This is a genomic window from Psychrobacter sp. P11F6 (assembly GCF_001435295.1).
GTDB lineage: Bacteria > Pseudomonadota > Gammaproteobacteria > Pseudomonadales > Moraxellaceae > Psychrobacter.
In genome coordinates, this window is the sequence record NZ_CM003594.1 from 3,449,198 (window position 1) to 3,470,205 (window position 21,008).

The following is a 21,008-nucleotide window of genomic DNA, read 5'->3' on the forward strand; positions in this document are numbered from 1 at the left end:
ATAATTGGTGGATAAGTATCTTGATTTTGTTTTGCCTACTGATTAAGCAAAACGCTTACGAATAGGACAGTCACTATCATTACTATTTTGAGATTTATTCTTTAATTGGTTCCAACGATGATTAATAAAATCTATGACGTTAACCATACTTGGCAATACATGTTCTTTGGTCAGATGTGGCGTTGCTGCATCTAAACGCTTGGCAAGCGTCGGTAAATGATTGGATGGCACAGCAGGAAAGAGATGATGCTCTACGTGATAAAGCAAATTAAAGGTCAGCAAGTTGACCAAAAGATTGCGCTCAGTTCGGGCGATTGTCTCATCACAATCATGGTGTACGCCCCACACCGCAATGATGCCAACACTGGCGTTCGCCAACATCATGGTCAATATGTGGTACATCAATACTTGCGCTAACTTGGTCAGAGCAGGAACAGTTAAAGGAAATACGGTCAGTACGAAGGTAACCAAGACGACTAAACCAATCAAAGCAAACTCTAGCCACGCCAATTTTTGATTGCGACGGCTACTTAGGCACAATCCTTGACGATAAATATCGAGTCGATAAGTTATTCCGCCGAGCAGCGCTTGCCACCATGAGTCTTTTGCTAGACTGCCTTCAATATCACTATCGCCCAATGGGTCACGATGATGCGCCATGTGCGTGGCTCGAATGCTGTGCAAACTGGTCATTAATAGTACGCTGAGCAATAATAATATGGCGGTGGTCGTGCGTTTACCTGTCCCTAAGCTATGATGATAGCCATCGTGTGCTTGGCGAAATGCGGCAGCAAAGAATAAATAAGAAGCCCCGCACGCCAATACATACCATGATTGACTAGCAAACCACCAAGACAACAACAAAAATGGATAAGGCAAAATAACATTGTAAGCGATTTGACCGCGCGTTAACCGGCGCAAGTCTTGCCACTCGACTGCAGCAACAGCCTTTTTAATGGCTGGCTCTTTATTAGCGTGTGTCTGATTAACTGTCATTTTACACATCCATTTGTTATTACTATTTTTGTTGCTGCTATTTTATAGAAACTTATCTCACTTAAACTTAGTTGGCTTTTATATTTATTACATATATTTCTGTCAAAACAGAAATTGTATTGCAAATTTTTTATTTTAAATTACACAGCTATTAACGTAAAACCTTTTTAATACTAGCGCCTAGTTTTAGGACTTTTTTGAGGATGCTTGTGGGCAGTTTAAGCATCTCAGATGACCATGTGGTTAGGGTACTAACGAATTCTTGGGTATCACGAATACGTGACTTTACCTCATTATTTTCATGTTCAAATTCAGGACTGTCCATCAATTCTTGTAAGAACTGCACAGTTGGCTCAAGCTCACGCTTTTGTCGTTCAACCACAATGATGCGTGCCAGCTCCCAAACGTCAGTATTGGTCGTGAAGTGATCGCGACGATCGCCTAATATGGAAACCTTTTGTACTAAGCCCCAATGCTGCAACTCTTTAATACTGTTTGAGACGTTAGAGCGAGCAACACCAAGTGTTTCGGTAATTTCTTCAGCATTTAGTGGCTTACCAATTATGAATAACAACGCATGAATCTGTGACATGGTGCGATTGACGCCCCACTGCGAGCCCATTTCACCCCAATGTAAGATAAATTTTTCGGTCACAGGATTTAGTTTCATGATTAATATGTACTCTACTTTATAAGTTTTGATTATTTTATTTACTTATCTTGCGCTATTCTTTTATTTCTGTCAACAGTGAAATTAAGAAGTAATATTCATCGTTTGGTTGAAGGTTATGCGCTAACGAATCACTAAACCCGTGGTTGCGTCACGAATTTGGCTCGGTAAAGTATAGCCTAATGTTTCAGCTTGCAAGTAGCTGATTTGCTCGCCAAAATATCCATAGGCATCAGTGAAAGTCATAGCAGGCGGTTGCCCTGATGGATTACAGCTTGTGGAAACCAATAGCCCAAATGGGTTTTGAACGTCGACCAGTTGTTGACACAATTGACGAATCATAGGATGCGCAATAACTCTAACCGCCACTGTTTGATGCTGCCCTGTGATCCAAGGAGGGATAGTCTTTTCAAGTGTCTGAGGGATAGGCAGTAGCCATGTATGGGCTTGCTTACCTTGTAGGGCTATACTGTCAGTATCTGCCTGCCAACTCTTGATGATTTGTTGGCGCTGACCTTCTTCTAAAGGCTCTAGTAACGGCATTAAACGCTCAGCGCTGTCAGTAATGACGATCATACCTTTGGCTTGTGGACGCTGTTTAATGGATAAAATACGTTGAACGGCTGCTTCGTCATAAGCGTCACAACCGATACCCCAAACGCTTTCGGTGGGATAAGCAAGTAGCTGTCCTTCTTTAAGCCATTTGGCAGCTTGAGTGACAGAATCAGTAGTAAAAGATGTGGATTTTTCCATGGCTTAAAGGCTTCAAAAAGGTAGAAATTTAAGCACTCATCATAACATAAGACTAAGAAAAATTAGGGCAGCGAAGTTTAAAGCGACCTTATTAGCAGCTACCTAGGTCGTGTCATCAATTAGCACATTAGTACGTTTAGTGGTCTTAAAGTGGCTAAATTTTGCTAAACATCGTCAGCAATTTTGTCAATATGTTCATATTAACGGCAATTGCTTCCTTGTTTATCTACAATTTTTCTCATTTTAAGCCTCACAATCTAATTGATGACACGCCCTAGATTGTACTGTAGTCAATCACTTGGCAGTAGATAAGGGAAAAGCCTAAAGCGATAGAAAGTACGATTTTAGACGCGCAAATACCGTCCACCTTGCACACTAATGATGCCTAATAATTCAAGCTCCATTAACTGTCCAATCAACTGCGGTGTGGCAAGTTTGGTAGCGATAATCAGCGCATCTAAATCCTGCCCGTGCCAATCAAGCTGCTCATACACAAGCATCAAATGCTCTGGTACGACGATAGCGCTGGGAGAAGGTTTGATATTGGATGATGCTAGCTTGCCAGTATCTGCAGTAGAACTGCTAACGTTTTCTGAAGGGTTTTCTGTCTGACTGCGACTCAATGTAGATAAGACATTTGATTGAAATGAGTGACTGTTATATGGCAACTGACTATTGATATCCTCTAGCACTTGCTGTGGATGATAAATTAAGGTCGCGCCTTCGCGTATTAAGTGATGACAACCTTCAGCATTGCTATTATCAATATGACTTGGAATGGCAAAAACTTGCTTACCCTGTTCCGAGGTTAAACGCGCGGTAATCAACGAACCACTCTGAATGGTTGCCTCTGTCACAATCGTTGCTAAGCTCAATCCAGCGACCAAACGATTACGCCGTGGAAACGTATGCTTATGTGGCATTGTATGCGGCAACAACTCACTAATAATACAGCCGCCTTGCTCAATTATTTGGGCAAACAATTTATCATGATGATTGGGATAATTGACCTCAATACCCGTACCCATTACCCCAATCGTTCGACCTTGATATTCAGCGTCTGCCTGTGCTAAAGCGCCTAGATGTGCTCGCTTATCAACACCCATGGCAAGACCGCTGGTGATGATATAACCAGCTTGCGCCAAATATTGTGCGATATCAAAGGTGATTTTTTGGGCATGGGCAGTGGGTTTTCGGCTACCGACGATCGCGATTTGCGCTTGACGCAAACGTGCTTTATTACCTCGGTAAAATAATAAAGGCGGTGGGTCATAGATTTGCGAGAGCTGTACGGGATAATCAGGCTGGTCAGCAAATAGCAGACCATAGCGCCCTTCGATGAGCGCTTGCTGAATTTTATCGATACTGGCTTGCGTTTGCTCTGGCTGTTCATGACGGGCAAGATGGCTATGATGAATACCCAATTGCCGCCAAGCATCTACTTTGGCGTACCAAGCAAGCTCTGCTGTGCCAAAAGAATTAATGAGCTTATGATAAGCAGATAATGATGCATTCACCTCAGTCCACAGCGCCAGTACTGCGCGCTGCTCATCTGATAAAGAAGAAGTAACTGCCATCATAATCATCTAGCTCGTATAGGCTAAGTTAGTATATCCCGTCCAAAAATGAGCATGTTCTCACTTATAGTGTACTCATTTATAGATATGGCGGTGGCAACAGCTGGTCGCCGACATTTAATGGTAGCTCTGAATCAAGCACATAAGCATAGCTAATATTATCGAAAGTATTGAATACCATGACCATACCGCTTGGCTCATTTGGTAAGCGTACTGGCGTGTCATTGTCTTTGGTATCGCGGATCAAAGCCCCTTTTTGATAGACAGTCAATACATCACCAGGCTTAGCACCATGGGTACTACCTAAGTTGATAGCAACGACACTACCCTTCGCCGCTGAGCTGATTGAGTCCATGACTCGGACAATCATGCCACCACGACTGACAATTGCAGGGGCTGGATAAAACACAGGTGGAATAGAGTTATTCAACTCAACGAATACGCGATCACCTTCACGTACTTCTTTGTCGTAACTGTCGGTGAGCTGCAAACTGCTGACGCCGTTGGTTTCTGTCGAAGTAACCAAACCCGTCGCAACTTGCGTGACCTCTAAACCGATAACTTCTTGGGTTTTTGGCTCAACATATAGTTCTCCTTCACGGTAGATACCATAACGCTGACCGACGATCAGTGGCACACCTTTGGCATACACTTTATCGCCACTGGCGGTAATTAAGTTGCCTTTTTTAGAGGCCAATATATAAGGCGTGGTATTAAAATCTTGTGGATTAACGATGACTGTCTTATCTAACCAGTGTTGAATAGCAGACCACGGAAGCGGTGGAATACTATTGGCAGTTGAAGTGACTGAGACTGTGCTAGATACCACGTTACCCGTTAATTGTTTTTCAACCCCGGCACAACCTTCGCCAGTATCAACACCAATCAAGGTTTTACCTTGAATCACACATAAGATAAGGATGTCGTTAGGATAAATAAGATTGGGGTTTTTGATTTGCTTATTGGTTGCCCATATCTCTTTCCAGCGCCACGGACTGTCTAAATAACGGCCTGAAATATCCCACAACGTATCGCCTTTTTTAACGATATAGCGATTGGGCGCATCCGCTTTGATGGCTGGTGGTGGATTGTTAGCGTGGGCTGTGGTCATCAACATGGCACTACTAAATGTCGTAACTAATAATCCTTTTGCCAGTGCTTTTGCTGTCTTTTTTAAGCTCATCTTCATTGTTATATCCACAATATGTACCGCTGTTGTCGCCACAATTAGTATCATTTAGATCTATTACTTAACCTTAATCTTTGACTGTCATTAAAATAGTGACAAGCAATAAGGGTCGTAAAAGGACTTAATCGTACGATTATCATGACGCTTATAGGGCAGCTGTTCAGTGTAATTGGCTGGTATGATTACTAAAAAAGCGTCTAGCAAAATGATGAGTCGCCGACGCTGTTTCTAATATTACAATTATATCTACCATAACACAATCATAAACACTTTATTACAATGGCGTAACTTTTATATGAATATTATTTCTATAGTTCGTCATTGAAATTTATAGAGTTCCTCATGAAAATAAGTATTAAAATCCACTCTGATTTATGCTGGATTTGGTATCACATGCTGACGAATTTGCTCAGCGACCAGCTCAGCGCTGTTATCAAGCACCACCACATGCTGCGGTAAGCTCTCCAAGCCTTCGGTATGGGCTGGGCGTGCGATTTCTATCGATCCAATAGCTTCGATGATCGTATCGGCAAATTTCACTGGCAGTGCGGTTTCGGCACAAACAATCACCTCACCTTCGCGCTGTAGCTCTTTGGCAACTTTGATACCATCAGCGGTATGCGGATCAACCAACTCTCCATGCTGCTCATAAAGTGTTTTGATAGTGTCGAGACGGTCGGCATGAGTAGATTTACCCGCAGCAAAACCGTAGCGTGTGTTAACCGCCTCCATTAGGTCAGACAAATCAAAACCTTGACCAGATTTCACCCCTTCAAATAACTCATGAACGCGGGCGCTGTCTTTATCTAATAAGAGATAAACAAAACGCTCAAAGTTAGAGGCTTTTGAGATATCCATTGAAGGGCTTGAAGTCACATAAGTCTTTTCAGTCGGACGCGGCTGATAAGCACCTTGATTAAAGAAGTCGTTGAGTACATCGTTTTCGTTAGTTGCGACGATTAAACGCTCAATCGGCAGACCCATCTCTCGTGCTATATGACCGGCACAAATATTACCAAAGTTGCCTGATGGCACGCTAAAACTAACTTTTTCGTCATTACTTGAAGTCACGGCAAAATAGGCTTTAAAATAATAAACGATTTGCGCTAGGATACGACCCCAATTGATAGAATTGACTGTCCCTAAGTTATAAGCCGCTTTAAACTTAGCATCCTGTTGTAGCGCTTTAACGATATCTTGGCAATCATCAAACATGCCTTCGATGGTGATATTATGGATATTATCATCGGTCAGGCTATACATCTGCGCGCGCTGAAATTCGCTCATTTTGCCGTGCGGTGACAGCATAAAGACTTCGATGTTTTCTTTACCACGCAGGGCATATTCTGCTGCACTGCCTGTATCACCACTGGTCGCACCAATAATGGTGATGCGCGCGTCTTTCTTCTTTAGTACATATTCGAAAGCATTACCCAAAAACTGCATGGCAACATCTTTAAACGCTAACGTCGGACCGTTCGACAAGCCTAAAATGTATAAGTTATCTTCAAGTTTGCGGACAGGAACAATCTCATCAGAGCCAAATACCTCAGCAGTGTAAGTGCGCTCAATGATATCTTGCAAATCAGCGGTAGGAATATCGGTGGCAAAGCGCTGCATAATCGCCAGCGCCAGCTGTGGATAGCTCAGCGCGCGCCACTCAGTAAGCGTCGCACTATCAATATTCGGATAGTGCTCAGGCAGCATCAATCCACCGTCTGGGGCAAGACCCATTAATAACACATCACTAAAATCCATCGGCGCTGTCTGACCACGGGTACTGATATATTTCATTAGATTGTCCTGTCTATAATGAGATTATTAGTTAAAACGGTTTATTCAGCAGTTTTTTGCAGCAAGGCATAATAAAAGCCATCGCCGCTCTCGCTATCTATTGGTAAGCACTGGCGACCGATTGCTTGTTCGATACCCCAATTGCAATCGTCGCTAAATTCAACGGCTACTACATTATTATAGTGAGTCATGAAATCTTGCATCTGCTCGACGTTCTCTTGCTTTAGGATAGAGCAAGTGACATACAACAGATAACCGCCAACTTTAAGTTGTGGCCATAGATTGTGCAAGATATCCGCTTGTAAGAGTGCCGTTTGCTCAACGTCTTCTTCAGTACGCAAAATACTGATGTCAGGATGACGGCGGATTACGCCAGTCGCCGTACAAGGTGAATCTAATAATATAGCGTCAAATACGAGTTTGCTCTTTTTCTTACCAGCGCCTTGCCATGTCGTTGCATCAGCACAGACAATATTGAGCTCAATATTTTTCTCAGCTTGCTGCAAGTCGTGCTGACTTAGGTTTAAGCGCTGTAAATTAGTATGAATACGCTCGATACGTGGCGCCTCATTATCTATCGCAGTAATCTTAACTTTCGAAATCACAGGCGACGTTTCAGCATCGTCTTGTTTCACGTGAAACAACGAAGACTCATTTGAGCTGATTAATTCTAACCAATGAGCAAGCTTACCACCCGGCGCTGCACAAGCATCTAAAATGCGGATCTCGTTGTTATTGGTGTCTATATCGCCGTCTGCATCGTCGTTTTTAACACTCAGCTTATTAATTAAAGCGTTATGAATAAGCGGCGCGGCAAGCTGAGCATGCATATCTTGTACACTAGCCGCTCCTTCAGCGAATTGCGGTAAGGCATTAACTGCAGTGCTTTGATGTAATCTTAATCCTTTGGTTAATACGCTATTAGATGTGGCTGTATCCGATGAGCTGGGTAAATTAAAACCACTCGTTAGCTCAACCAAATCTGCTTCAACTTCAAATTCCACCAAGGCTTGCTGATAATCCTCTACCGAGGTAACCGCTGTATTCACGCGTAAAAACATCGGTGCAGGTTGACGTAATCCTTGCATCAGATCGTCATACTGCTCACTCCAATCTTGCTTAAGCTGATAGGCAAGCCAATTAGGCAAGCTGTGTTTTTTATCACACTTCTTACGGAACTTGCTTGGGTTCTTAGCGACTTTACGCAAGATGGCATTGATTAAACCCGTCGCGTGCGCAAACTCAATCTCTTTTGCTGCTTCGACCGTCTCGTGAATCGCCGCATGATCAGCCACTTGTAAATAGAGCAGCTGCGTCAAACCCACTTGAATAGTCGTACGTACTTCTTTTTCATCAATCGAGTTATCAGCCAGACTATCGAGTAGACGCTCAAGGGCATACCATTGGCGCAACGTCGTTAGCAATAACGCATGAGCAAACCCTTTATCACCGTCATGCAAACTGTTTAATAGCGGATCAAGGACGCTTGCTAGCGACTGACCATTCTGAATCGCCAGTAAAGTGCGAATGACGCGGACGCGGACGCTACCATTCATGATAAGGTTGCTTGACGGTTTGAGCTTATTGTTTCTTGGCGCAGTGCTTCTCATTAAATTGAATTTCCTTGACGCCTAATAGTTAGCGTCTGATAAAAGTTGGATTATTTGGTATTAAATGACGAATATAAAAATAAATAAGGTTAAGCGGTATTAAACTGATTTAGGAGCAATTATTTTGAGTCTACTGTGAACTGGTCACCATCATTTAATTGGTTACCATGGCAGATTTGCTCGGCTGTCATTGGTTTACCACCAGCAAACTGTAATTCGGTAATGGCTAAAGTGCTGGCTTGCGGTTTTTCGAGGCCATTATCAATATTACTGTCATGACCACAAGCTACCAATATCGCTTTGCGTCCAACGCTGATAACCGTACCAGCAGGCTGATTGGTTTGCTGAGACGGATTCACAGGTAAGCTGGCTAAAATCTTGACACGCTGCCCTGCCAAAAAAGTATATGCACCTGGCCATGGCGTCAAACCGCGAATTTGTCGTTCGATAATAGTCGCTGATTGTGTCCAGTTGATTTCGCCTTCGGTTTTGACCAGTTTTTCAGCGTAATTGGCTTGACTGTCATCTTGAGGTACAGCCTGTGCTTGATAATGTGGCAAGTCCTTTAGCACGGTAATAATCGCCGTCGCACCAAGCTCAGCCATTTTATCATGGAGGCTAGCAGCCGTATCATCAGCCTTAATAGGAGCGCTGATTTTGTAGATCATATCACCTGTATCTAAGCCCTTATCCATCTGCATAATGGTAATACCAGTCTCGCTATCACCCGCCAATAACGCGCGGTGAATAGGCGCTGCACCGCGCCAGCGTGGTAATAAGGACGCATGAATATTGAGGCAACCATAAGTCGGTGTGGTCAATACACCAATCGGCAATATCAAGCCATAAGCCGCGACAATCATCACATCTGGCTGATAACTACGCAGAGTCTCACGTGCGATCAACCCTTCACTACTAGATTTTTTAAAGGTGAGAGGCTGCTCAACGGCAATATCATGCGCCAATGCGACTTGCTTTACTGCAGAGGCTGATAATTTTTGACCCCGTCCTGCCTTGCGATCAGGTTGCGTATACACAGCGACGATGTCTATATTCAACGCTTCTTGCTGGCTGATAAGCGCCTCAAGACTAACGGCGGCAAACTCAGGAGTGCCAGCAAAAGCAACTCTTAAGCACTTACTAGATGAGCAATCTTTCATCGTAGATGGCATGGATAAATCGGAGGCAGAAGCAATTGTAGTCATAAACAGGCATTATATAGGGTTGATTGACTCATTATAGGTGAGTTTGCGATGTTGTGCCATGGTTGTAATAACGGTAATCGAGCGTTACCAATGATACGGTTTATCTTTATAATAGAAAGCAAGCAGGGCGCTCTTATTGATGAGTTTATTTACAAAACAATGCGTGATTGAGCGATATTCCACTGCCATTCACCATTTTTTTCTAGATAATAGCTGTACAACCGTAAAAGACAGAACGGCTTGAATAAACCAGCTACTGTGCCAAACTGATGACTTACTCACTATGTTTCTTGTGTCGATATAGGACCACGCTTTCATGCAACAGTTTCAGTCCTTACAGCGCTTACTCATATTTTATGCACTGACCTTGCTGGTCATGTTGTCTATCTATTATTTTGCGCTGTTTCACGAGATAAAAAAACACAGTGAACAACACAGTATCGATACTTTCCATACATTGCAGTATGAAGTTACTGAACGTGATGATCTTCTAAACCCTGACATTAAAAGGATTTTAGAAAAACCCGTATTTGAAGACATAAGCTATCAGCTGGTTTTTATGATGCCCTCTGGGCAGACTTATATCCATCGCCATACTCAGCCCAATGAGCGTGCTTTTGCTAACGTTACGTTTCCTATCATTAGCTCATCCCCTTCTAATAACGGCAGTCATAGTGCTTACACGCTCAATAATCGCAACTTAACCGGCACCATTAAACTCAAAAGTGGTCATCAGCTTTATATTATATTGCGCCATAAGCCGCTGATCATTGACTGGATATCTTATCGCTACTGGTTACCATTGATGGCAGCGATCATGCTGTTTATTATCGCTTTGCTGTATATGCTCAATCGTCGCACCAATTGGGAACAGCTGCTGATTTATACGGACAACCTAAGTAGCCACGCAAAAGAAGCCTATAGTCCGCCGCCTTTTTTGCAAAAAAAATCTACGCCTGAGTTTTTGCGTTTAGGCCATGCGCTGAGCCGTGTCAGCTACCAGCTGCATAATGACTATCGCCGCATTAAAACCCTAACACATCGTCTTGAACGTTTGGTTGATCAATCCCCTTTACCGATGCTGATGATCATGCGTCATGGTCAAATCAGCTTTTTCAATAAACGCTTTGAACAAATATTCATGTCTTTACCGCAAAGCGATAGCAACTATGAACTGACAGATTTTATCGCGGGTAAAGATGAATCCACGCAACGATTGCTGCAAACGTTATCCAACCTACGCGTCACTCGTACCTTAACAGTCTATGGGTTAGAAAATGAACAGACTTACCAATTGCACGTTACGCCATGGTTTGGTGAACATGGTCAGGTTCACGGCTTTACCGTACTGCTGAATAATGTTAATGAATTTGCCAGTCAAATAGGGCAATTACAGCAACAAAATCAACGGCTACAACGCCAAACTGATGAATTTAATACGATTAAATCGACGATGGGTCATGATTTGCGCCTGCCGTTAGAAGCAATGATTGACACGCTAGAACCGATTGATCCTGAGACCTTGACTGCTGCGCAGAATGACATTTTAATATCCTTAATTAAAAGCAGTCAAAGTATGCTCACGACGCTTAATGATGTGCTAGACATCGAGGAGATAGCGGTAAGAAAAACCCGCCTAAGCATTGAGCCTGTTGATATTTATAGACTGGGGCAACAGGTCAGTCAGTCATTTATAGAAAGGATAAGGCAGCAAGGACTTGAGCTGCTGTATTTTTTTGCACCTGACAGTCCGCGTTGTATTGATACAGACCATCAGCGCCTACAGCAAATCTTGTACGACTTATTAGATAATGCAGTGAAATTTACCACTTCTGGCTATGTATCACTGACCATCGAAACAGTCAGTAATGCAGAGCTATTAGCAACAAAAAACCGAAGCTTAGTAAATATTAATAAAGACCTTACACTGATTAAAAACAATCAAATCAATAAAGACAATCACAATCATGCCTCACATGACTGGATTCGTTTTAGCATAAAAGACAGCGGTATGGGCATCGATATAGCGAAGCAACATCAACTGTTGGTTCAGCTTAATAAAAGCAGCAAACAAAACACCCATCGAAACGTTAATTACATGCAAAAGAATACGACTGGGCAAGGCCTAGGACTAAATAACGTCAATAGTTTTGCGCGATTATTGGGTGGTTTTATTGAAATAAAAAGCACGATGACTGAAGGCAGCAGTCTGAATCTTTATCTGCCTTGCAGACGTCCAAATTATCAGCCTATTTATCATCATAGTCAGCATTTGACTCATATCCATCTAATAGCAGTGATTAAACAACCACTACGTGCCAAACATCTGCGCGATTTTTGCGCATATTTATCGATGCCAGCTACTATCTATACCTCTATAGATAAATTAGATCTACAACAATTAAACGAAAAACTGGCGCAAGACGAGCAAAGACTCGCCCCTATCTTGCTATTAGATTACGAATATTATGAAACCCTGTCTATTGCTTCCGCTAATCAGGCGATAGGGAATGATGATAGACAACAAGCATTAAATACCCTACTCGATAATCCGTCGCTACCAAAGATACTACTTAGTATGAAACCTGAGCGCCGTATTCCCTCTATATTATTAGATAAATATGAAGGATTTTTGAGCAAACCATTAGATGCGACTTTATTGCTCTCTGAATTACTGCGCTTAACCTTACCAGCGAGACAGAAGCTAGTTCAAACCATAGAGATAAAAGAAGAGTGTAAGCAGCTAGCAAACGAAGCAGATAAAGCTGCCAACGAGAATGTATTGCCACTTATCTTGGTAGTAGAAGACAGTCCAACCAATCAGAAAATAACGTGCAAGATATTGAGTAAACTTGGTTATCGCAGTGTGGTCGCAGAAGATGGTCAGCAAGCGTTAGATATGCTACAACAACAGCGTCAAGATATCTCACTCATTTTGATGGACTGTCGCATGCCTGTCATGGATGGGCTTCAGGCTACCCAAGCGATTCGTGCGCAAGGCGATAAAATTGCGATTGTGGCGCTGACTGCGAACAATACCAAAGAAGATCGCGACGCTTGTATAGAAGTAGGAATGGATGAATTTTTAGCCAAACCGATCAATAAAAAAGAGCTAGAGTCGGTTTTACAGAGCTTCATAAAATCATGACAACCTGTAAAACCTACTTTTTAGGTTTAAACCATTACTTCATAAATCAGCTATTTCATAAAACCATTATCTGCTAAAAATGCTTCTGTAATTTGGCTTTGCGGACTTGGCGTATTCATACCACTGGTTTGCGACTTATTTAACAAACGTTCTAAATAGCGCGCGACGATATCCACTTCGATATTGACTTTATTTCCAACCAGCCAATGCTTAGCGATATTGGTCACTTGTGCGGTATGCGGAATGATATTTAAAGAGACAATATTGTCTCGTACAAGGTTGGTCGTCAGACTAATACCATCAACCGTGATGGAGCCTTTAGTCGCTGTATAGTGCGCCAGCTCTTGTGGTATCTCGATTTCGATATAGATAGAGCGCGCATCTTGTTGCAGCTTGCTGACCACGCCGACGCCATCGACGTGACCCGCGACGATATGACCACCAAAACGCGTGGTTGGTAGCATCGCTTTCTCTAAATTCACCGTGTGACCAGCTTTTAAAGTTTCTAATGCGGTACGAGCAATAGTTTCACGTGAGACATCGACCGAGTAATGATTACTACCTAGGTCTACAACGGTTAAGCAGATACCATTGGAGGCAATAGAATCTCCTAGCTTCACATCACTAAAGTCCAAACCATCAGATTCTATCGTCAAACGTATATCACCGCCCGTAGGCTGCATGGACTTAACCTTTCCAACACTCTCTATAATTCCAGTAAACATATCGACCTCATTTCATTATGATGTTGTCTTTATAGACAATATATCTTGATCTATTAATATTGTGGCAGCATTTGTCTAAGCCAGTTTTCTTAGTGCAACTTGAGCTTAATTAAGTCTATGATGGGATAGATTGTGGATAAGTCCTCATAAATCAACTCATAACGTATTAAAACACTCATTTTCGTCAAGTTATCCACAGAAAACAAGATGTTGACTAATATCAAGAAAGATTAGCAATAAAACCTAAGCTACTGATTACATTGGATTAATATCGAATTTTTTATAAAAGATCTAGTTTTCTGTTTCATGTGAAACAAAGTTATACACAGTTTCATGTGGAACCTTGTACGACACTGGCTGCTTATCCACACTTAGCAAAAATTTAGCCTAAACTGTGGATAATCTGTTTATAAATAACCAGTTATAGCGGTAATAAAATCAGTTTAAGGTCAGGACTTAATGTTTCATGGCTATAAATATTAAAACGCAACTGCTGAGCTAGAGACAATGGGTTAAAATCGACCATCGGTCTTGCTTGCGCGCCTAACAAACAAGGCGCCTGATAAACAATCAACTCATCTACCAATTGTTGGCTTAAGAAGCCACCAGTAACACTAGCCCCTGCCTCTACCAATACGTCATAACATTGATGATCACTGACTAATTTTTTTAGTAATTCAGTCAAGTTATCTTCGCGCCAATAAATCGTATCCGGTCGACGGCATAATTGATAGTCAGACTGTAAGCTGTGTTCTAAGCGCTGACGCCTATCGAGTACGACAACCTTAGGAGCAGGAACTTGTTCAGGTGGCACAGCTAATTGGTTGGAACGTACATTAAGCTGTGGATTATCCGCGATAACCGTTTCGCTACCGGTAATAATCGCGCCACTTTGTGCACGTAGCTTCTGCACATCTTCGCGGGCAGACGCTGAGGTAATCCATTTTGACTCCCCAGATGCCATCGCGGTACGACCGTCAAGGCTGGTGGCAATTTTCAGTCGTACATAAGGCATCTGGGTGCGCATTGCCTTTAAAAACCCACGATTTAAAGCTTCTGCTTGCTCGGTTAATATACCGACTGTCACTTGAATTCCAGCCTGCTCTAACAGTTTCACACCACGTCCTGCCACTTGTGGATTGGGATCAAGCCCTGCGATTACGACACGTTTCACACCGGCATCAATAAGGCCCAAAGCACAAGGTGGCGTACGCCCCGTATGACTACAAGGCTCTAAAGTCACATAGGCGGTTGCACCTAAAGCCCTCGCACCCGCTTCTTTTAGCGCAAATACTTCTGCATGAGGCTGACCAGCTTTCGGATGAAACCCTTGACCGACGATCGCTTCTGCTTGCACGATAACACAGCCTACCGCTGGATTAGGTCTGGTGGTATATAAACCCTGTTTGGCTTGTTCGATCGCAAGCATCATAAAGTAGCGGTCTTGCGCATTCTGAATATGGTTTGAGGCTGGCATAAAAGTAAACTTCATTAATAATGACAGGAAATTCTATCTAAGAAAACAAGCATTTTGAGCCAAAAAGTAAATAGGTAAGATTCGATTGTAGTCATCAATTTACTTATCATTTGGACGAATATTGGCAATCTCTTGATGGAAAGCATCAATATCTTGAAAGTCGCGGTAAACACTAGCAAAGCGTACATAAGCAACATCATCTAACGTTTTAAGCTCACTCATGATAATCTCACCCAACACCTTACTACTAATTTCGCGCTCACCCATCTGTCTAACACGCTTCTCAATACGACTGATCATCGCTTCTTGTTCATCAATCGTGATAGGGCGCTTTTGTAGAGGTAATAAGATAGAACGACGCAGTTTTTCGTTATCATAAGGCTCAATTTTACCGCTTGACTTGATGATTCTTGGCATGACTACTTCTACCATCTCAAAAGTAGTGAAACGCTCTTGGCAGCTATTGCATGAGCGGCGACGACGGACTTGCGCACCTTCTGCCGCCAGACGCGAATCAATAACTTTCGTCTCTGACGCGTTACAATACGGGCAATGCATAGCGTTTCCTTATTTCAATATTAAGCGCAAGAATCACAGTCACTATTTATAAGACCGAATGATAAGACCGAAATTTCTGAGAATTAACGAGCTGTATCAGGCAATTCAAAAAAATCGGCTGATTATTTTCCAATACAGAAACTACCAAAGATTTTGCCCAACAAGTCATCCGCACTAAACGCTCCCGTAATCTCACCCAAACTGTTCTGAGCTTGGCGTAAGCTTTCAGCGACTAACTCTCCTGCTTGAAAGACCGTTAACTGCTCATGCGCCTCTGCTAAAGAGTCGGCTGTGCGTCTAAGTGCATCTATATGACGTGTGCGAGCAATTAGGCTGTTTTCTGGTGGATGAAAACCGACCTTAGCACACAAGGCTTCGACCAGATTATCGATACCAGCACCTGTTTCACATGAAACATTAACTTGTTCATAACCACGTTCTTTTATTGCGATTTGCGAGACAGAGGGTATTTGACTGCTACTATCATCTAGTAAGTCACTTAACAAATCACTCTTATTAGCAATAATCAATAAGCGTTTGGCCTCTGGTAACTCACCAAATAATTGTTCTGCAAGCTGTAGCGGTGTACTTTCTTCTTCAAGATCACGAGTCACATCGTAGACCATCATTAGCATATCAGCCTGTGTAATGGCGGTACGTGCTCGTTCAATCCCAATACGTTCTACCGTGTCTTCAGTCTCGCGCAGACCTGCCGTATCGGTCAAATGCAGCGTCAAACCATTCAGCACGACGGTTTCTTGTAGCGTATCGCGCGTTGTTCCAGCAACGTCAGTAACGATAGCACGTTCTTGCCCTGCCAGACGATTCAGCAAGCTTGATTTACCCGCATTTGGTCTCCCTGCTAAGACCACATGAATACCATCACGTAGGAGCTGACCTTGCTTGGCAGTCGCCAATACTTGCTGTATCTTGTCTTGCGTTTGCTCAAGTTTACTTTGTATAACACCGTCTGATAAAAAATCCACGTCTTCTTCGTCAGGGAAATCAATCGCCGCTTCAACATGCAAACGCAGATGAATAAGCTGCTCTAATAGCTGATTAATCTTCTTTGAAAACTCACCACTAAGCGAGCGAATGGCACTACTCGCAGCGGCAGCACTGGTCGCATCAATGGCATCAGCGATAGCCTCTGCTTGTACCAAATCCAATTTATCATTATCAAAAGCACGATAAGAGAATTCCCCAGCACCCGCTTGTTTTGCGCCCAGCTCAAATACCCTTGCTAACAGTTGGTTTTGTAGAATCATACCACCATGCCCTTGCAGCTCAATCACATCTTCCCCTGTGAACGAATGCGGGCCTTTAAAGTACAGCACTAACCCTTCATCAACGACTGTACCATCAGCCTGATAAAAACGACAAAAACTGGCCATACGTGGCGTAAAAGCAGACTTACCCGTTAGTGTACAGGCAATGTCATAAGCACGCGCACCTGACAGACGTATAACACCAACGCCACCTCTTCCAAGCGGTGTAGCAATGGCAGCAATCGTGGCCAAGCCAGATGCTTTAGGTGGTTCAGATGCTTTGGGTACGTTTGACGCCATTTCTAGGGAATCCACAATTACTCTCAATAGCTAAAAACTCCATTATAGACGGCTGGACACAGACTGACAAAGCAAACTTTAAATAGCCATGCTTTGCGCTTATTTTATTTCAGTTCAGTGAGGGATAATAGAAATGTCACGCATAAAAAAACCACCGCCGTAGCGATGGTCTTTTATCAATTGATGAGCTACTTAGTCCAATACTTTCACAGTACGACGCTTTTGCTCTTCTTCGACTTTTTTATTGACAATATATTGCTGAGTCATACTGAACAAGTTGTTGACTGTCCAGTATAGTACGAGACCCGCTGGGAAAAACAGCATGAAAGCAGTAAAAATGATTGGTAAGAACTTCATCACTTTCGCTTGCATCGGATCAGCTGGCTGCGGGTTTAGCTGCTGCTGTACAAACATCGAGGCACCCATCAGCAATGGTAAAATAAACCAAGGATCCATCGCCGATAAATCTTGAATCCATAAAATCCAAGGTGCATGACGCAGCTCAACACTCTCAACCAACACCCAATATAGCGCTAAGAAGATAGGCATTTGCATCAAAATAGGCAAACAACCTGCCATTGGATTGACTTTTTCTTCTTTATAAATAGCCATCATTTCTTGCGACATCTTCATACGATCGTCGCCATGCTCTTCTTTAAGTGCGGCTAATCTTGGCGCAATCGCACGCATCTTCGCCATCGAATAATAGCTCTTATTAGAGAACCACATCAGAGCAATTTTAACTAAAATCGTCAATACAATGATTGACCAACCCCAGTTACCGATGACTTTATGAATACCGTCCAAGATGGCAAATAAAATCTTCGATATTGGCCATAACAACCCATAATCAACTGTTTTATTAAGGCCTACTGCCACATCTTTTAGCTCAGATTGTACTTTAGGACCAGCGTATAACGTGGCATCTAATGTCACTTGTTTATTTGGCGCGACATTGACGGGTTGACTGTTGAAACCAATGAAGTAATCATCGCCTGTTTCACGGCTAAAGAAAGTAGCGGTAAAGTTTTCAGGTATCCATGCTGATACAAAATAATGCTGCACAACACCAACCCAACCTTTATCGCTACTAACAGCTAGCTCACCATCATTAAAGTCTTTAAATTTGAGCTTATTATAGGGATCATCAGGGGTACCCCAAGCACCGCCTAAATAAGTCGCCATACTAAGCGCACCTTTATCAGACATACCTGGATCTTTACTGTCATCACGTTTCAACTGGGCAAATAGCTGACCTTGCCACGGTTGTGTAGAAGCATTTTGTATTTGATAGCTAATATCAATCGGATATTTATTTTCAGTAAAGGTAAATGTCTTAGTAACGGTCACGCCATCTTTTTTATAAGTAAGCGGTACTGACAGCGTCTGTTGCCCTGCTTCCATGACGTAATTATTAGCAGTATGGTTGTATTTGGCACGACCTTCCGCAGTATCAATACCGTTAGGACCAATAAGACCAGACTGAGCCACATACACGCGATTACTATTATTCTCTAGCAATACGAAAGGCTTATCGCTATCGAGCGTTGCGTCATACTGCTTAAGAGCAGCATAAACAATATCGCCGCCTTCTGGGTTGATCTTTATATCATAGCGATCGGTAGTGACCGTGATTAATCCCGTGTCTTTAGCAGGCGTTGCCGTCACAGCATCATTAGCGACTGTATTGTTATCAACAGGCAACGTCTGTACCGGAATATCACCTGCGGCACCAGTTGTCGAAGGGATATCAGCACCTACTGAAGTAGTGGTTTCTGACACCGCATCTACAGCTGGCGCATCGGCATAATCATCTCGCCATGCCAAAATCAGCAGATAAGCGGTGATTAACATCGCAATGATGATCATCACCCGAAATATCTTTTGCATAAACCTTTCCTAGATTAAAAAATTAGGGAATGAAAAATTAGGGCATGTGTCATGACCGTACAATTATCATCATATGTGACAACAGTATTGCTAGTCATTTACATAAAATGTGCATCATTTTACTAAAAATCTGCCTTAAATGATACCAAGAGTGTGGATAACTTGTGGGTAACTAAATAGATATCCACAACTTCGCAGTCTATGATGAACGTTACGTTATTTTCATCATATGGTTTAAGCGAGACACATAGCTTTTATTATCTCTAAAAACATATAAACCTTGAACTTTGACACTAGTAGCTAGTGCGTTAAAAGGTACATATTGATAATGATAAGAAGATAACGGTAGCGGCACAAAATCAATGCCGTGTCCACCCAAAGGATGACAACTGCTAATACGTTTTAATAATAACCAACTGCCTGCTCGGACTCCATGCCATGCCAAAGCTTGTTTACCATAATTCGAGCACGTAGGGTAATAGCGGCAACGAGCAGGTAATAGTGGACTTATTAACTTTTGATAAAAAACAATAAAATAATAAATAATTTTATAAAGAATATTATTTAAATTAATAAATAAAAAATTCATTTTATTTTTTTTCTACTTTTTTAATAATGTTAATTATTTGATTCTTCAATTCTTTATTATCTATATCTTTTATAGATTTTTTAACAATAAAAACAATATCTTTATTTTCTAAAGAATGAGCCTTTACACGAAAATGCTCACGTATTTGACGCTTGATTAAATTTCGCGCGACAGCCGTAGGAACTTTACGCTTGGTAATAGCCATGCCGACTCGTGGCTTATCCTGATCATTGGTACGCACAAATGCCATTAGATGGCTCTGATGAAGCTTACGCTCAGGTGCATCAAAAACCTCACGGAAGGCCGCAGGCGTGAGCAAACGCTGCTCTTTGGTGAAGCGGGCATTAGCTGCCGCTGAAACAGTATTGGACATAGCACAACCTAGTATAAGAGCGAATAACGGTAGCGGAAATAATAGCGCAGAAATAACAACAAAGTACAGAGACAAAAAAAGCGCCGATGTGGGCGCTTTTAATATATGGCTAAGTGTCAGTTGTGGTGATTGACTATCGCAATCTATAAATAATAGAAACACAACAAGCACTATAAGCCATGCTTATCGCAATCTACTGATTATACAGTAAGACGATGACGTCCTTTAGCGCGGCGACGAGCTAAGACCTGACGGCCTTTTTTAGTTGCCATACGAGCACGGAAACCGTGAGTACGTTTACGCTTGATCACGCTTGGTTGGAATGTACGTTTCATAACTCACCTATCAAAATAATGGACTAAATTCGTAATAACGGAGGATTATACCACCGCATAGAATCTCGGTCAATGAACTAATTTAATCTATGTCGATGCAGACAGATATTTTGACAGAGGAAATATCATTTTAAATGATTCATCGTGTGTAAATTTCATATTCATAACTCAAAAATAACGACTCAGTTAATTAATTCAGTGATGGATTTCCAAAAGTTATCCACAGTTTTTGTCGAACTCTATAATAATTAACTATTAATATATATAAGTATTGTTGTTATTGGGAGCTCGGTTATCTGTGGCTAAGTAAGTTTTCCTTTTTATTATCAATGTATTGTACTATGGGTAAACCTGTGGATAACCTGTGGGCTAAATATGGATAACTCACCTTTCAAAGTTATACACAAAAGTATCCACAGCCTTATCCCCAAAAAACAAGGTTTTATCCACAGGGTATTTGTGTTAGATTAGCCCCTACTTAATATGTGGCTTCGTATAGTTTATCAACGTAACTTCCAATATGGTTTCCAACGGAAATAATTGCGGAAAAT

At 42.1% G+C, this 21,008-nt stretch carries 17 protein-coding genes; 1 reads left to right on the forward strand and 16 read right to left on the reverse strand.

Going from position 1 to position 21,008, the window contains the following annotated elements:
* Positions 1-42: 42 nt before the first annotated feature.
* From AK822_RS14280 to fmt, 8 genes are all read right to left on the reverse strand, one after another.
* Positions 43-996, reverse strand: coding sequence for a fatty acid desaturase family protein (locus AK822_RS14280; protein ID WP_060492101.1), 954 nt, complete (start codon positions 994-996; stop codon positions 43-45).
* A gap of 151 nt (positions 997-1,147) precedes the next feature.
* On the reverse strand, positions 1,148-1,666 hold the full coding sequence (locus AK822_RS14285) for a GbsR/MarR family transcriptional regulator (protein ID WP_045447558.1): 519 nt from the start codon (positions 1,664-1,666) through the stop codon (positions 1,148-1,150).
* A 123-nt stretch (positions 1,667-1,789) separates the two neighbouring features.
* Positions 1,790-2,419 (reverse strand): L-threonylcarbamoyladenylate synthase, encoded by a 630-nt coding sequence (locus tag AK822_RS14290; RefSeq protein WP_060492102.1) that lies wholly within the window; start codon positions 2,417-2,419, stop codon positions 1,790-1,792.
* A 344-nt stretch (positions 2,420-2,763) separates the two neighbouring features.
* Positions 2,764-3,999, reverse strand: a complete 1,236-nt coding sequence (gene dprA / locus AK822_RS14295; RefSeq protein ID WP_087945733.1) for a DNA-processing protein DprA — start codon at positions 3,997-3,999, stop codon at positions 2,764-2,766.
* Between the two features lie 76 nt (positions 4,000-4,075).
* Positions 4,076-5,185 carry a LysM peptidoglycan-binding domain-containing protein gene (locus AK822_RS14300; protein WP_228139040.1) on the reverse strand — a complete coding sequence of 370 codons (1,110 nt, stop codon included), beginning with the start codon at positions 5,183-5,185 and terminating at the stop codon, positions 4,076-4,078.
* A 372-nt stretch (positions 5,186-5,557) separates the two neighbouring features.
* Positions 5,558-6,979 (reverse strand): threonine synthase, encoded by a 1,422-nt coding sequence (gene thrC, locus AK822_RS14305; protein ID WP_060492104.1) that lies wholly within the window; start codon positions 6,977-6,979, stop codon positions 5,558-5,560.
* A 41-nt stretch (positions 6,980-7,020) separates the two neighbouring features.
* Positions 7,021-8,589 (reverse strand): transcription antitermination factor NusB, encoded by a 1,569-nt coding sequence (locus AK822_RS14310; protein WP_060492105.1) that lies wholly within the window; start codon positions 8,587-8,589, stop codon positions 7,021-7,023.
* A gap of 119 nt (positions 8,590-8,708) precedes the next feature.
* Complete coding sequence (gene fmt / locus AK822_RS14315; RefSeq protein WP_372885928.1) at positions 8,709-9,749, reverse strand: methionyl-tRNA formyltransferase; 1,041 nt, start codon at positions 9,747-9,749, stop codon at positions 8,709-8,711.
* 361 nt (positions 9,750-10,110) lie between these two features.
* On the opposite strand from fmt, the gene AK822_RS14320 reads away from it, so the two are divergent.
* On the forward strand, positions 10,111-12,942 hold the full coding sequence (locus AK822_RS14320; RefSeq protein WP_060492107.1) for a response regulator: 2,832 nt from the start codon (positions 10,111-10,113) through the stop codon (positions 12,940-12,942).
* Positions 12,943-12,992: 50 nt separating this feature from the next.
* Here the strand turns inward: AK822_RS14320 and AK822_RS14325 are convergent, their stop codons facing one another.
* From AK822_RS14325 to rpmH, 8 genes are all read right to left on the reverse strand, one after another.
* Positions 12,993-13,667, reverse strand: coding sequence for a riboflavin synthase (locus tag AK822_RS14325; protein ID WP_060492108.1), 675 nt, complete (start codon positions 13,665-13,667; stop codon positions 12,993-12,995).
* Between the two features lie 421 nt (positions 13,668-14,088).
* Complete coding sequence (gene ribD / locus AK822_RS14330; protein WP_060492109.1) at positions 14,089-15,144, reverse strand: bifunctional diaminohydroxyphosphoribosylaminopyrimidine deaminase/5-amino-6-(5-phosphoribosylamino)uracil reductase RibD; 1,056 nt, start codon at positions 15,142-15,144, stop codon at positions 14,089-14,091.
* A gap of 99 nt (positions 15,145-15,243) precedes the next feature.
* Positions 15,244-15,702, reverse strand: a complete 459-nt coding sequence (gene nrdR, locus AK822_RS14335) for a transcriptional regulator NrdR (protein WP_045453932.1) — start codon at positions 15,700-15,702, stop codon at positions 15,244-15,246.
* 122 nt (positions 15,703-15,824) lie between these two features.
* Complete coding sequence (mnmE, locus tag AK822_RS14340; RefSeq protein WP_060492110.1) at positions 15,825-17,270, reverse strand: tRNA uridine-5-carboxymethylaminomethyl(34) synthesis GTPase MnmE; 1,446 nt, start codon at positions 17,268-17,270, stop codon at positions 15,825-15,827.
* Positions 17,271-17,462: 192 nt separating this feature from the next.
* Positions 17,463-19,160 carry a membrane protein insertase YidC gene (gene yidC / locus AK822_RS14345; RefSeq protein ID WP_060492111.1) on the reverse strand — a complete coding sequence of 566 codons (1,698 nt, stop codon included), beginning with the start codon at positions 19,158-19,160 and terminating at the stop codon, positions 17,463-17,465.
* A gap of 211 nt (positions 19,161-19,371) precedes the next feature.
* Complete coding sequence (yidD, locus tag AK822_RS14350) at positions 19,372-19,749, reverse strand: membrane protein insertion efficiency factor YidD (protein ID WP_060492112.1); 378 nt, start codon at positions 19,747-19,749, stop codon at positions 19,372-19,374.
* Between the two features lies 1 nt (position 19,750).
* Positions 19,751-20,122: a ribonuclease P protein component gene (gene rnpA / locus AK822_RS14355; RefSeq protein ID WP_060492113.1), complete on the reverse strand. Its 372-nt coding sequence runs from the start codon at positions 20,120-20,122 to the stop codon at positions 19,751-19,753.
* 200 nt (positions 20,123-20,322) lie between these two features.
* Entirely contained in the window at positions 20,323-20,457 is a 135-nt protein-coding gene (gene rpmH / locus AK822_RS14360; protein WP_007394757.1) for a 50S ribosomal protein L34, read from the reverse strand.
* Positions 20,458-21,008 lie beyond the last annotated feature (551 nt).